Annotated in this window: 11 protein-coding genes, 2 pseudogenes and 1 riboswitch; of the genes and pseudogenes, 4 read left to right on the top strand and 9 right to left on the bottom strand. The window is 37.3% G+C overall.

What is annotated here, in order from left to right; genetic code table 11:
* Positions 1 to 22 precede the first annotated feature (22 nt).
* From infA to bamD, 6 genes and pseudogenes are all read right to left on the bottom strand, one after another.
* Positions 23 to 241, bottom strand: a complete 219-nt coding sequence (gene infA, locus A9G24_RS03525) for a translation initiation factor IF-1 (protein WP_025315083.1) — start codon at positions 239 to 241, stop codon at positions 23 to 25.
* A 185-nt stretch (positions 242 to 426) separates the two neighbouring features.
* The gene (gene nadD, locus A9G24_RS03520; protein WP_065637788.1) at positions 427 to 1,080 is read right to left on the bottom strand and encodes a nicotinate-nucleotide adenylyltransferase; all 654 of its coding nucleotides are present in this window, start codon (positions 1,078 to 1,080) and stop codon (positions 427 to 429) included.
* A complete protein-coding gene (holA, locus tag A9G24_RS03515; protein ID WP_065637787.1) occupies positions 1,074 to 2,078 on the bottom strand; it encodes a DNA polymerase III subunit delta in 1,005 nt (334 codons plus the stop codon). Before holA ends, nadD begins: the two co-directional genes overlap by 7 nt.
* A gap of 7 nt (positions 2,079 to 2,085) precedes the next feature.
* Positions 2,086 to 2,580, bottom strand: a complete 495-nt coding sequence (gene lptE / locus A9G24_RS03510) for an LPS assembly lipoprotein LptE (RefSeq protein ID WP_065637786.1) — start codon at positions 2,578 to 2,580, stop codon at positions 2,086 to 2,088.
* Positions 2,581 to 2,615: 35 nt separating this feature from the next.
* Positions 2,616 to 5,198: a leucine--tRNA ligase gene (gene leuS, locus A9G24_RS03505; protein ID WP_065637785.1), complete on the bottom strand. Its 2,583-nt coding sequence runs from the start codon at positions 5,196 to 5,198 to the stop codon at positions 2,616 to 2,618.
* Between the two features lie 376 nt (positions 5,199 to 5,574).
* Positions 5,575 to 6,297 (bottom strand): annotated as a pseudogene (gene bamD, locus A9G24_RS03500) (outer membrane protein assembly factor BamD); the annotation flags it as partial.
* Between the two features lie 92 nt (positions 6,298 to 6,389).
* Between bamD and rluD the strand changes: the two are divergent.
* Positions 6,390 to 7,364, top strand: a complete 975-nt coding sequence (gene rluD / locus A9G24_RS03495; RefSeq protein WP_065637783.1) for a 23S rRNA pseudouridine(1911/1915/1917) synthase RluD — start codon at positions 6,390 to 6,392, stop codon at positions 7,362 to 7,364.
* Positions 7,365 to 7,372: 8 nt separating this feature from the next.
* Complete coding sequence (gene pgeF, locus A9G24_RS03490) at positions 7,373 to 8,140, top strand: peptidoglycan editing factor PgeF (RefSeq protein ID WP_141673049.1); 768 nt, start codon at positions 7,373 to 7,375, stop codon at positions 8,138 to 8,140.
* A 146-nt stretch (positions 8,141 to 8,286) separates the two neighbouring features.
* Here the strand turns inward: pgeF and A9G24_RS03485 are convergent, their stop codons facing one another.
* The 3 genes from A9G24_RS03485 to queD all read right to left on the bottom strand — a co-directional run bounded on the left by A9G24_RS03485 (position 8,287) and on the right by queD (position 10,508).
* Positions 8,287 to 9,372: a DUF1176 domain-containing protein gene (locus A9G24_RS03485; RefSeq protein ID WP_065637781.1), complete on the bottom strand. Its 1,086-nt coding sequence runs from the start codon at positions 9,370 to 9,372 to the stop codon at positions 8,287 to 8,289.
* Positions 9,373 to 9,468: 96 nt separating this feature from the next.
* Positions 9,469 to 10,083 (bottom strand): 7-carboxy-7-deazaguanine synthase QueE, encoded by a 615-nt coding sequence (locus A9G24_RS03480; RefSeq protein ID WP_065637780.1) that lies wholly within the window; start codon positions 10,081 to 10,083, stop codon positions 9,469 to 9,471.
* Positions 10,080 to 10,508 carry a 6-carboxytetrahydropterin synthase QueD gene (gene queD, locus A9G24_RS03475; RefSeq protein ID WP_065637779.1) on the bottom strand — a complete coding sequence of 143 codons (429 nt, stop codon included), beginning with the start codon at positions 10,506 to 10,508 and terminating at the stop codon, positions 10,080 to 10,082. The genes A9G24_RS03480 and queD overlap by 4 nt, the downstream gene beginning before the upstream one ends.
* Before the next feature lie 3 nt (positions 10,509 to 10,511).
* Positions 10,512 to 10,557: riboswitch (PreQ1 riboswitch) on the bottom strand.
* Positions 10,558 to 10,846: 289 nt separating this feature from the next.
* On the opposite strand from queD, the gene clpB reads away from it, so the two are divergent.
* Together clpB and A9G24_RS03465 are read left to right on the top strand one after the other, a co-directional pair.
* Positions 10,847 to 13,417: an ATP-dependent chaperone ClpB gene (clpB, locus tag A9G24_RS03470; protein WP_065637778.1), complete on the top strand. Its 2,571-nt coding sequence runs from the start codon at positions 10,847 to 10,849 to the stop codon at positions 13,415 to 13,417.
* 119 nt (positions 13,418 to 13,536) lie between these two features.
* Positions 13,537 to 14,158, top strand: a pseudogene (locus tag A9G24_RS03465) (transposase); the annotation flags it as partial.

Below are 14,158 nucleotides of genomic sequence, written 5' to 3'. Positions count from 1 at the left end.
ATAGTTTATCTTGATAACGATATTAGCGACTACGGAAGATAATACGTGCTTTAGACAGATCATAAGGTGTCATTTCAACAGTAACTTTATCGCCAGTTAAAATACGAATGTAATTTTTTCGCATCTTACCAGAAATATGTGCAGTAACGACATGACCATTTTCAAGTTCAACACGAAACATCGTGTTTGGAAGTGTATCAAGTATAGTACCTTGCATTTCAATGTTATCTTCTTTTGCCATTGGGGCCTCTTAATAATAAATACAAATTAAATATACTCAACTGACTATCTGTTTTGCCTCTATATTAGAGCTTTATTAGATGACTTAGCGAAGTTAAGTATAAACACAAAAAAACTGAATTTAAAATATATAAACACAGCGGCGAAATAATGCCGAAAAAACTGTCAGATGTAAAGTCCTTTCTGTTATTTCTTTACGCGATAAAGTCCTTGCTGATAAATATAATGCCATACTTTGGGTGGCAACAAATTTTCACAACTGGCTTGATGGTTAATATTTTGTCTGATTTCAGTCGCTGAAATATCTTCAAGTGGTGTATGCGCAAAAAAGATATAACCATGCGGTGAATCATGCAAATCTTGTGTGTTTGGGGTGTTGTGCACATCAATCCATTGTTGTAGCTCAATATTATTGGTATTTTTTGCATAACCCGGCCTACGACAAATGAGTAAATGACAATAATCAAGTAACGTTTGCCATTTATTCCAAGTTGGCAAACTCAATAATGAATCTTGCCCCATAATAAAAGCTAATCCTTCACTATCCCCATTTTCTTGTCGCCAAGCTTGAAGCGTTTCAATGGTATAAGAAGGACGAGTTGAAGCTTCAGGTAAGATTTCTCTTACATCCAATTTAAATAATGGCAAATCTTCAATAGCCAATTTTAACATTGCCAAACGTTGCTCAGTGCTTGCTTCGGGTTGTGGCTTATGGGGTGGAATATGATTAGGCAATAAACTAATCTGTTTTAGCCCAACTTCGTTAGCTAACGAAATAGCAGGGCGAAGGTGCCCATAATGGATCGGGTCAAAAGTTCCCCCTAATAACGCAGTTAGCATTTATCGAATCCCATAAACTGCATTGATAAACTAGATATCGCATCCCACATTTGCGCTTGATTATCATGTTTTAAACTGATTTCGATTTCAGTCAGCTTGGCTAACAAATTAAATAGGCTTTTAAGATCGCAACGGTTTAGATAATTAGTATAAATCATTCTTTTATTTTGCCAAACCTTATATTCATCAAAAGTTTGTTTTAATGATTTTGTTTGCAACCCCTTTTTTAAATTAATCATCAATATCAACTCACGTTGAATAATCCGCAACAAAATTAACGGCTCAAATTCATTTATTTTCAACTGCTGTAAAATGTGAATAGCTCGCTTCGTTTTGCAGGAAATCATTGCATCAGTCCAATGATAGGGTGTAAATATTGCTGAATCATTAATATTACTTTCGACTTCATCATACGAAATGTTCTGATCGGGATACAGCAATTTTAGCTGCGCAATAATTTGCGTTAACGCTAGTAAATTACCTTCGTAATAATAGCAAAGCAATTCAATTGCTTTTGGGCCAATGGTTATATGTTGTTGCTGCAAATGATTTTTAATCCATTGTGGTAACTGCAACGTATCTGGTGTGGTACAATTAACAACCACTAGCTTATCTGATAATGTCTTATACCAAATAGTATTTTCTTGCGATTTAGTGATTTTATTAAGCGTGATTATTAGCGCAATATCAGGGGTTAAAACCTCACTTAGTGTATTAAGTTTTGCGGTAATACCTGCATTTAACGAACCGTCACCAAAATCAAGTGAAATTAAAGTATTGGTAGAAAATAGATTCATCGCCTGACAGCTATCAAAAATTGCGGTCCAGTCGGTTTGATTATCAATAACAAACGTAAGCTGTTCATTAAAGCCTGCGTGAGTAAAAGCTTTCCGTAACTCAGTTTGCGCATAATGTTGTAAATAAGGATCACTACCTAAAATTAAATAATAGGGTGATCCTAATTTATGACTAATTTGATCGACACTAATTTTAATCATGACAACGTTAATTTACTGCATCAATCGATTTTAATTTACGGATGACTTGTTTAGCAGCTTGTTTAAACATCTCGTTTTCAATTAAATCTTGCTCAACCGTTTTGGCCAAAGCTTCAGATGGATTATCAAAAAATGTCCTAAATACACGTACACTAATTGGATATATTTGTTGACCAGCAATAATAACTTGTGCTTCAACGGTTAATACCAATTGATACTCGGCTGCTTTACCATCTTGATAAATCGAAATAGTATTGCGGCTTAGATTTTCGCTTAACATTCTTAACGATGGTACCTGACTTGTAGCATTATTAGTAGTTAAAGTCACTTTGTTATCGTGTAATAACTCTTTAATGTCGCGAGACAGACGGCCATAAGGGTCATAGCTTACATAAGACATCGTTTTAAACCGCTCAGGCACTTCTGTTTCATGCTGCAAATGAAATCCACATCCTGTTAAGGATATCGCTAATAACATAAATAATGCTAAATATTTTTTCATATCTATAACTGCCTAAATTTAGTTATCAAACAATCTTAACCCACAACAAGATTTAATAATTTACCTGGAACGTAAATTACTTTACGGATAGTAACATCGCTCAAGTATTTTTGAATATTAGGTTCTTGTTTCGCTTGCGACACAACAAAATCTTGATCGGCATCAGCTGGCACCGTAAATTTACCACGGACTTTACCATTGATTTGCACAACAATAAGTTTTTCGTCTTCAATCATTGCTGATTGGTCAGCAACAGGCCAAGTTGTATTATCAATCGATTCGTTATGACCTAAAGCTTGCCACATAGCAAAACAAGCGTGTGGCATCATAGGGTAAAGTAAACGAACAATCGCATTTAATGCCTCACTCATGAGTGCACGATCTTGCTCGGTTTCTTGTGGTGCTTTTTGTAAGCGGTTCATAAACTCCATCACAGCAGCAATAGCGGTGTTAAACGTTTGGCGGCGTCCAATATCATCACTTACTTTTGCAATGGTCTTATGTAGCTCACGGCGTAATGATTTTTGTTCACTATCTAAGGCTGTAATATCAAGTTTAGCGGTTTGACCTTTTCGGGTATGTTCATACACTAAACGCCACACACGTTTAATAAATCGGTTAGCGCCTTCAACACCAGACTCTTGCCATTCCAATGTCATATCCGCTGGCGAAGCAAACATCATAAACAATCGAACCGTATCGGCTCCGTATTTTTCAACCATTTCTTGAGGGTCGATACCATTGTTTTTGGATTTTGACATCTTCGTCATACCTGCATGGACTAGTTCATTGCCATGTTTGTCAACGGCTTTAGCAATGCGACCTTTTTCATCACGTTCAATAGTGACTTCGGTTGGTGAAACCCAAATGCGTTCATTGGTTGGGCTGGTGTAATAAAATGCATCGGCTAATACCATACCTTGGCATAATAGACGTTTTGCAGGCTCATCGGACGAAACTAAACCAAAATCACGCATTAATTTATGGAAAAATCTAAAATAAAGCAAATGCATGATCGCATGTTCAATACCACCGACATATTGATCGACAGGCAACCAATAATTAGCTGCTTTTTCGTCTAACATACCTTTGTCAAATTGTGGACAAGTATAACGGGCATAATACCAAGATGACTCCATAAAGGTATCAAACGTATCGGTTTCACGTAGAGCAGGCTGACCGTTCACCGCTGTTTTTGCCCAGTTAGGATCGGCCTTAATTGGACTAGTGATACCGTTCATTTCGACGTCTTCTGGCAAAATAACCGGTAACTGATCTTCTGGTGTTGGAATAGTTGTACCGTCTTCAAGCGTCATCATTGGGATAGGCGCACCCCAATAACGTTGGCGCGAGACGCCCCAATCACGCAAACGGTAATTAACTTTTCGTTGACCAATACCTAACGCAATTAATTTATCGGCAACAGCATTAAACGCTTGCTCAAAATCCAGACCATCAAACTCGCCAGAATTAAATAATTTGCCATGCTCAGTATATGCTTTTTCAGACAAGTCTGGTGCATTGCCGTCTTGAGTTAAAATAACAGGATTAATTGGTAACTGATATTTTGAGGCAAATTCATAATCGCGTTCATCGTGTCCCGGCACGGCCATGACGGCACCAGTACCATATTCAATTAACACAAAATTAGCAATCCAAACAGGAACTTTTTTTCCTGTTAACGGATGGATAGCATAAAAGCCAGTTGCAATGCCTTTCTTTTCCATGGTTGCCATATCGGCTTCGGCGGTTTTGGTATTTTTGCATTCAGCAACAAATTCAGCAATTTTAGGATCGTTTTTTGCTGCTAATTGTGCAAGAGGATGCTCTGCGGCAACTGAGATAAAGCTCACCCCCATTAAAGTATCGGGGCGTGTTGTATAAACGCGTAATTTATCGGCATAATTTTCAACAACAAAATCAAACTCAACCCCTTCAGAGCGACCAATCCAGTTACGTTGCATAGTTTTAACTTGCTCTGGCCAGTCCTTTAAGATATCTAAATCATTAAGTAGCTCTTCAGCATATTCGGTGATTTTAATAAACCACTGTGGGATCTCTTTACGTTCAACAGGGGTGCTGCAACGCCAACAGCAACCTTCAACCACTTGCTCATTAGCAAGTACGGTTTGGTCATTTGGACACCAGTTAACCGCAGATGTTTTTTTATAAACTAGGCCTTTTTCATATAACTTGGTAAAAAACCATTGTTCCCATTTGTAATATTCTGGACGGCAAGTTGTCACTTCGCGATCCCAATCATAACCGAAGCCTAAAAGCTGTAATTGCTTTTTCATATAGGCAATATTTTCGTATGTCCATTTTGCTGGTGCAGTATTATTTTTAACAGCAGCCCCTTCAGCAGGTAAACCAAACGCATCCCAACCAATTGGTTGTAGTACATTTTTACCGTTTAAGCGTTGGTAACGTGAAATGGTATCACCAATGGTGTAATTGCGAACATGACCAAGATGCAAACGCCCAGACGGGTAAGGTAGCATCGATAAACAGTAATATTTTTCTTTTGATGGATCTTCGGTAACGTGAAAAGTTTTATTGTCTTGCCAGTGTTGTTGTACAGTGGCTTCGATTTCATCTGGGCGATATTGTTCTTGCATGACCAGTTAATGTCCTATCTATTATTGCTAATAAAAATATGTTGCTAATTGTATTGGTTATTGACACGTTTTACAAACGATATGTGAATCAAGATATTGATTTCTTGCAGTGGCAAATTTAAAGAATAATAAATTGTAAACTATTGAGTATATTTTATTGCTAATGTTAAATAACATGCTTAAACTATAGTAGGTTAGATATAACGGGTGGCTATAAAACAAATTAATCGCTATTTAAGTTTAATTAAATAGCGATTAAAGCCAAACAAAATTATCCAAAGAAGGGATCTTCAATTTAGGAAATCTAACCGCCATTAAAAACGCTGGTAAAGCGTGATAATAGCGAACGTTGCTCTTCTTTAGGCATGTTTTCAAGGTTGGCTTGAATTAGTTGATCGACTTTTTGGGCTTCATCAACTAGACCTAACTCGTTATAGGCGTTGCGCATTAAAAGCAAAGCTTCTTTAGTTGAATCGGTATCTGGAAATGTAACTAGCATCTCCGTCACACGATTAATCACTGCGACATAAGCGCCACGTTTTGTATAGAACTGCGCAATTTTTAATTGATAGCGAGCCAATCTGTTTTTCAAAAACACAAGGCGTTTTTGCGCATCGGCGGCATATTGACTGTTTGGAAAGCTTGATACTAAATAAGTAAAATCCTTAAACGCTGCTGCGGCATAGTCAGGATCGCGATCTGAACGATCAACGTTGAACCACCCTTGAATCATATTATCATCTTGCGCCATATTCGAAATACCGCGCATATAAATCACCCAATCAATGTTTGAATGTGTTGGATTTAGTTTTAAAAATCGGTCAATTGACGCAACAGCTAGCGTTAAATCACCTGATTTATAGTAAGCATAAATCAAATCAAGTTGCACTTGTTGAGAATAGGGGCCAAATGGATAATTCTTGTCCAAAGCCTCTAATACAGTGATACTGGATTTAATATTACCATTCTCGAGATATGATTTCGCTTTGTTATGCAGTTCAATTTCGGGTACATTTTCAACATCGGACTTGGAAGAAGTACAGCCAATTAACATGCCGCTTAAAGCGATAGCTAACAAAGAGTGTAAACGCAATTTCATTCAGTTTTCAATCCAAATATAATTAAACATTAAAGGCGATGATTGGTATATAATACTCTAAAACAAAACAGCTTAAAATAGATAAATTACACATGCACGAGTTAAAATTATCAACTGAAATAGAACAAACCCAACTAGGGATGCGTTTAGATCAAGCATTATCAGCGCTTTTTCCTGATTATTCGCGTTCAAGAATAAAAGATTGGATTGTGAATAATAAAGTTACTGTCAACGATGTTATCGTTAATAAACCCAAAGAAAGAGTACTTGGTGGCGAAAAAATAATAATTAATGCTGAAATCGAAGAAGAAACCTATCATCAACCCGAAGATATAAAACTCAATATTGTTTATGAAGATGACGATATTTTAGTGATCAACAAACCCCGCGATTTAGTTGTACACCCTGGCGCTGGTAATCCTGATGGTACAGTATTAAATGCCTTATTAAATTATTATCCCGATATAGTTCGAGTACCACGGGCAGGTATTGTGCATCGTCTAGATAAAGATACAACGGGCTTAATGGTTGTTGCTAAAACCATTATGGCTCAAACACACTTAGTTGAATCACTCCAATTGCGTGAAATCACGCGCGAATATGAAGCGGTTGTTATGGGTATTATCACTGCAGGTGGCTCGGTTGATCAGCCTATTACGCGCCATCCAACTAAACGCACACATATGGCAGTATTTCCAACGGGGAAACCTGCGGTCACCCATTATCGAGTAATGGAAAAGTACCGTCTACATACACGCTTGCGCTTGCGCTTAGAAACAGGTCGAACTCACCAAATTCGTGTGCATATGGCACATATTGCCCATCCGTTAATTGGTGATCCACTTTATGGTGGGCGTCCAAGACCGCCCAAAGGTGCAAGCGAATCGTTTATGCAAATCTTGCGCGATTTTGACCGCCAAGCATTACACGCTACCATGTTACGCTTATATCACCCTATAACAGGGGAACAAATGGAATGGCATGCGCCTATTCCTGATGATATGCAAAAACTGATTCAAGCATTGCAAGAAGATACCGAACAACATAAAGAAGAATTGGATTGGTAACAAATATGATCCGATCCATTTATCCTTATTGGTCAGCGCCCAAAAATATTCATGCTTTTACTTCAACACGGACAGGAGGGATAAGTTGTACTCCATTTGATAGTTTAAATATAGGTAGCCAAACTAATGATATCTTAGAACATGTGTCAGAGAATCGTAGGCGCTTAATCCAAGCAGAACAGATCCCCAGTGAACCTTATTGGCTTTATCAAACTCATAGCACGACTGTGCTTGATATTTCATCGATTAAATTACAATCCCCAACGGGGATAGCAGACAAAACACAAATCATTGAAGCGGATGCGACTTATACGTGGCAAGCTAAACAGGTAAGTGTAGTGCTCACCGCTGATTGTATGCCTGTGCTATTTTGTTCTCGTTATGGTGATGAGGTAGCTTCAGCTCATGCTGGATGGCGTGGGCTTTGTTATGGTATTTTAGAAGAGACAATTAAAAAGTTTGCTTGCCCTCGTTCTGATATTTTAGCTTGGATGGGACCTGCAATTGGTGCTAAAAAGTTTGAAGTTGGTCATGAAGTAAAAACGCAGTTTGAAGACGCTGATCCAGAAGCGAAAAAAGCATTTAAAGTTGTCAATCCAACTGAGCAAAAATATCTTGCTGATCTCTATTTAATCGCTAGACAGCGATTAAATTCAATGGGTGTAACTAAAATTTTTGGGGGTGATTATTGTACTTATACTGAACAAGATAAATTTTATTCTTATCGGCGCGAAAACAAAACCGGCAGAATGGCATCAATGATCTGGTTTGAATAAAAAGTGGTTTTTCAGCTAAAAAACGTCAATTTTTATCTGTGTTTATAAAGTAAGTATAGTATAAAATCGGCGGTAAAATGCTAATATATAAAGCGTACAATGTCTAAACCGCCTATAAACCCTGAAAACTTTTTATTACTTAATTATTACTTTATTTTGCTAATAAAAGAAGGTAATTCCCAAGCCCCACCGTCAAAACCTAAGCACTCACCTGTACTTATATTAGAGGAAAGCATAAATTTATGTCCATTCCAAGTCCAACTAGATTTTTCTAAACAATCTCCCTCACCTCTTAGCTTAGCTATACTGGATATTGTTCCATTTTTGTATGTATTGCCCTCATTATTTATAAATTTTATATTTTTATTACTTGGTTTAACTGTGTTAGAAATTATCCAATAGGCGTTACCTGAGTTATATGCGCTAAACCAACACCAAGTTTCAAGTAAATCGTGGTTATTATCTAATTTAATTAATCGAAATCTTTTATCATATCCTTGTGTTTCATCATAATAAGGATCTTCTAAATCATAAGCATCACATTTAGCTTCATGTATATAGCGTTTTTTGAATTGGGGGAATATTTTAATTACTTCATTAGTATTCAGTTCTTGACTTTGTTCTGGATCAATTACTTTACCTTTTTTTATAGTTGGTACAGGTATTGGTGCATAAACGTTTGATTCATTTTTATTACCATGTGCTATAACTGCGCCAGTTGTACCAACCCGTCCTTGTTTTTTGTCCATTGTTAACATGACATCATAAAATCCGCCATTGGTATAGGATGATTGACTTCTATTGTTACGGAATATAACTTTCTCATTTTTTGTAAACGCTTGAATAACTTTTGTGGCTTGATGTTGTGATAACTGATAAATATTGTTCCGTATTTCTTTTAATTCACCGAAATATTCTTGATTAATGAACAGAGCCAATGAATTGTCTAATTGTTGTGTGTCTTTAATTTCGATATCTTCTTCGCTATTTTTTGTTCTAACATAAATTTCAACTGGCTGATTAGCGCCCGCTTTTCGCTCAAATAATATTGATGATTTTATCAATCCTGTATCAGACATATCGCTATATTCTATAACACGACAAGTTAACGTATTATCACAAACCATATCCCAAGCTATGGCTGGAGTTGAAAACACAGTTAATAATAAATAATAGTAAAAACGCATGGTGTTTAATTTTATAAAATGGGGTATGGGGGATAGTATAATCATAATTTTAATCAAATAATAGATTAATTATTTGATTAAAATTAATAAAAACTGTTGGTTTTTAAGGTTATTTAAGTATTAATATTTGATACTAATCTATTATTCTATATTGGCAAATTTATGGGTTTGCAGACTTAATAGCCATTTATTATCTATACGGTATTGGTTGATTTTTCCAAGAAGCTCAATTGTCTCAAGCATATTCATTTCGCCATTTTTTTCACAAGGTGAAAGATAATAACGTTTAGCATTAATCTGTTTTTCAATATATTGGCAAAAATCAAGAAAATCATCATGTTTTTCTGTAACAATTCGGACTTCATTTGCTGTTGTTTGCTTAATTTTTTGATAATGTGATTGATAGCAAAATTTGGGGCTGAGTGCTATATAATCAATAAGCGGATCAACTTTACCAAGACCATTACTTTCAATGGCAATAAAATAACCTGCATTTTTTAATGGTACAAGCAATTCAGGTAATGCTTTAACCATAGTTGGTTCGCCACCGGTAATAATGATATTTTTGCTTTTATATTCTCTAACTTTAGTCATTAAAGCATCTACCGTAAATCGGGTAAATTGGCGGAAATTAGTATCACACCAAGCACAATTTAAATTGCACCCAGCAAAACGGATAAAAACAGCAGGCATGCCAGTATTATAACCCTCGCCCTGTAAAGATTCGAAGATTTCAACGATACGAAATTCGATCATTTTTGGCTCCGGTGATATTCACAATATGAAGTTGGCGTTTCCCATAATTTGATCATCGAAACAGGCAAATATTGAGATAGGCGATCAAAAATAAATTTGCTCATTGCTTCTGCGGTGGTTCTACATGGAAAGGCGAAAATTTTACGATCCATTTCTTGTAGTAACGACGCGATACGGCTCTCATTGGGGTTATGTTTATTGTAAAGATAGGCGTGATCTAACGGATCGACAATATGTTGTTTAACTATTAGCTTTAAATCGGCATAATCCATGACCATGTCTTGACTCGAACCATTATCGATAAGATCACCGCTAATTTCGACTAATAAACGATAAGTATGACCGTGCAGATTGTGGCACTTTTTATTGTGCCCATCTAACATATGACAAGCATCAAATTGAAACTCTTTGGCTATTTTGAACATTTTATATACCTAGTTTTTTTACGTGGGATGGATTACGAACCACGGTTAGCGAACCTAACAAAATAAAGACGCTGCTAATATAATAGATAAAAGCTAATTTGTCATCTTGTAAGTTTTATTTAAAACAACATTGAGTGGTAATTGATTGAATCGTGATAACCTTTATTTTTGACACTATTTAAGCTTTAAATACTTGCTGATCTTGCTGTATAAATTTTATAAAAAATATTGTGGATTTGCTCTTGAAATTTAGCTTGCAACACACATTTAGATCACATGCAAATGGGTTGAATGCGTTAAGCATTGAATCCAAATCTATTGCTCAGGAGATAAATACTATGAGGTTAGATAAATTAACAAACAAGTTTCAACAAGCTTTAGCTAGTGCACAGTCTATTGCGTTGGGTAAAGACAATCAATATATAGAGCCTGTGCATGTCCTATCAGCCATGCTTAATCAAGAAGGTAGCAGTATAACACCATTATTGACTACTGCTGGTGCAAATGTTGCTATTTTGCAACAAGAATTAACGCAAGCCATTGATCGATTACCCCAAGTTCAAGGTGTTGGTGGGGATGTTATGCCATCGCAAGATTTTGTTCGAGTATTAAATCTTTGCGATAAATTATCCCAAAAGAATGGCGATAGCTATATCTCATCAGAACTCTTTATATTAGCCGCTTTAGAAGATAAGGGTAGTTTAAGTGATATTCTTAAAAGATCAGGCGTTAATAAAGACAAATTTAGCCAAGCAGTCAATCAAGTAAGAGGTAGCGATAACGTGAACGATCCTAATGCAGAAGATCAACGTGGTGCTCTTAAAAAATATACCATTGATTTAACTCAACGAGCAGAACAAGGTAAGCTTGATCCTGTTATTGGTCGTGATGAAGAAATTCGCCGAACAATTCAGGTATTACAGCGCCGTACTAAAAATAATCCGGTATTAATTGGTGAACCTGGTGTCGGTAAAACCGCCATTGTGGAAGGTTTAGCTCAACGCATTGTTAACCGCGAAGTGCCTGAAGGATTGCGGAATAAACGCGTTTTATCGTTAGATATGGGCGCATTAATTGCGGGTGCTAAATATCGTGGTGAATTTGAAGAACGGTTAAAAGCCGTGCTTAAAGGCTTAGCAAAAGAAGAAGGTCGCATTATATTGTTCATCGATGAAATCCATACCATGGTTGGTGCTGGTAAAATCGATGGTGCAATGGATGCCGGTAATATGCTAAAACCTGCATTAGCGCGTGGAGAATTGCACTGCGTGGGCGCAACAACACTTGATGAATATCGTCAATATATCGAAAAAGATCCGGCGTTAGAACGTCGTTTCCAAAAAGTCTATGTTGCCGAGCCAACAGTTGAAGATACTATTGCCATTTTGCGTGGATTAAAAGAACGTTATGAACTGCATCATCATGTACAAATTACCGATCCAGCAATTGTGGCAGCGGCAACGTTATCGCATCGTTATATTTCTGATCGTATGTTACCTGATAAAGCAATTGACTTAATTGACGAAGCAGCATCCAGTATTCGTATGCAAATGGACTCAAAACCTGAATCTTTAGATCGACTTGAAAGGCGCATAATTCAACTTAAACTTGAGCAACAAGCGCTTAAAAAAGAGTCTGACGATGCCAGTAAAAAACGACTTGAGATGTTAAACGATGAACTTTCTGAAAAAGAAAAGGAATATGCATCACTTGAAGAAGAATGGAAAGCAGAAAAGGCAGCCGTTTCGGGCACGCAAAGCATCAAAGCTGAACTGGAAAAAGCGCGGACTGAAATAGAGCAAGCACGTCGAGCCGGCGACTTGAGCAAAATGTCTGAATTACAATACGGCAAAATACCAGAGCTCGAAAAGAAACTTGCTTCAGCAACCCAGTTAGAAGGCAAGACAATGAAGTTATTGCGTAACAAAGTGACCGATGACGAAATTGCCGAAGTGTTATCTAAAGCGACAGGTATTCCTGTTTCTAGAATGCTTGAGAGCGAAAAAGACAAATTATTACATATGGAAGATGCTTTACACAAACGCGTCATTGGTCAAAATGAAGCGGTATTAGCGGTTGCCAATGCGATTCGTCGTAGTCGGGCTGGACTTTCTGATCCAAACAAACCAATTGGGTCGTTCCTATTCTTAGGACCAACAGGGGTCGGTAAAACCGAGCTTTGCAAATCACTGGCTAACTTTATGTTTGATAGCGAGGATGCCATGGTGCGTATTGATATGTCAGAGTTTATGGAAAAACACTCTGTTGCTCGCTTAATTGGTGCACCTCCGGGTTATGTTGGTTATGAAGAAGGTGGGTACTTAACTGAAGCCGTTAGACGTCGACCTTATTCAGTCATTTTACTTGATGAGGTCGAAAAAGCCCATCCAGATGTCTTTAATATCTTACTGCAAGTTCTGGATGATGGACGCTTAACCGATGGCCAAGGTCGCACGGTTGATTTTCGTAATACCGTCATAATTATGACATCAAACTTAGGATCTGATCTAATTCAAGGTCAAGTTGAGCTAAGTTATGACGAAATGAAAGCGCTAGTGATGACAGTTGTGACTAAACACTTTAGACCAGAATTTATCAATCGTATTGACGAAACAGTGGTATTCCATCCACTTGGTCAAGAAAATATCAAAGCGATTGCAAAAATTCAATTAGCACACGTTGAAAAACGTTTAGATGAACGTGGTTACCAATTGGATATCTCGGATGCAGCGTTGGAACAACTTGCTAAAGTCGGCTTCGACCCAATTTATGGGGCAAGACCGCTAAAACGCGCGATCCAACAAGAGATCGAAAACCCATTGGCACAGCAAATACTTTCTGGCAAATTAGTTCCGGGTAAAACTATTCATTTGGAGCTGGTTGGCGATAATATTGAAGCTAAACAGTAATTAACCATCAAATGACAAACCTACCTTTTAGGGTCGGTTCAGATTGATGACAAAGAACTCGCTTTTTGGCGAGTTCTTTGATCTAATAGAGAGGAGTCCATTATAAGAGAAGTTCTTCTATGCTAAAAAAACCAACTCCAGCGACACCAGAAAAAATAGAGCAAATCTCGCTAGATGCGCTTGTCCCCCAAAATCATCTTGTTCGTAAAATAGCTAAAGTCATTGATTTTGAATTTATTCGAGAAGCGGTAGCACCACTTTATTGCCCTAATAACGGTCGTCCGGCAGAAGATCCGGTCAGACTGTTTAAAATCATGTTATTGGGGTATCTTTTCGGTATCCCCAGTGAACGTCGTCTGGTTCAGGAAATTCAGGTCAATTTAGCTTACCGCTGGTTTCTGGGAATGGGATTAACCGAAAAAGTGATTGACGCCTCAACACTTAGCCAAAATCGTCGCCGTCGGTTTAATGACAGTGAAATCTATCAACAGATTTTTGATAATATTGTTGAGCAGGCCATTGCCAAAGGGTTGATAAGTGGTCGGGTATTATATACGGACAGTACTCACCTAAAAGCAAATGCCAATAAAGGCAAAGCACGTAATGAGCAGCGTATTGTTGAGCCCAGTCAATATATTGATGCGCTTAATCAAGCCATCAACGCAGAAAGAGAATTAAACGGAAAAAAGCCTTAAAGCCATCGACGGTAGAGAAATACAAGGAGGTTAAAGTCAGTACAAC

Source organism: Gilliamella sp. App6-5 (genome assembly GCF_001690525.1).
In the GTDB taxonomy this organism is placed as follows: Bacteria; Pseudomonadota; Gammaproteobacteria; order Enterobacterales; family Orbaceae; genus Gilliamella; species Gilliamella apicola_H.
Note: the sequence above shows the minus strand (reverse complement) of the source record. Positions and strands in the feature narration are given on the sequence as shown.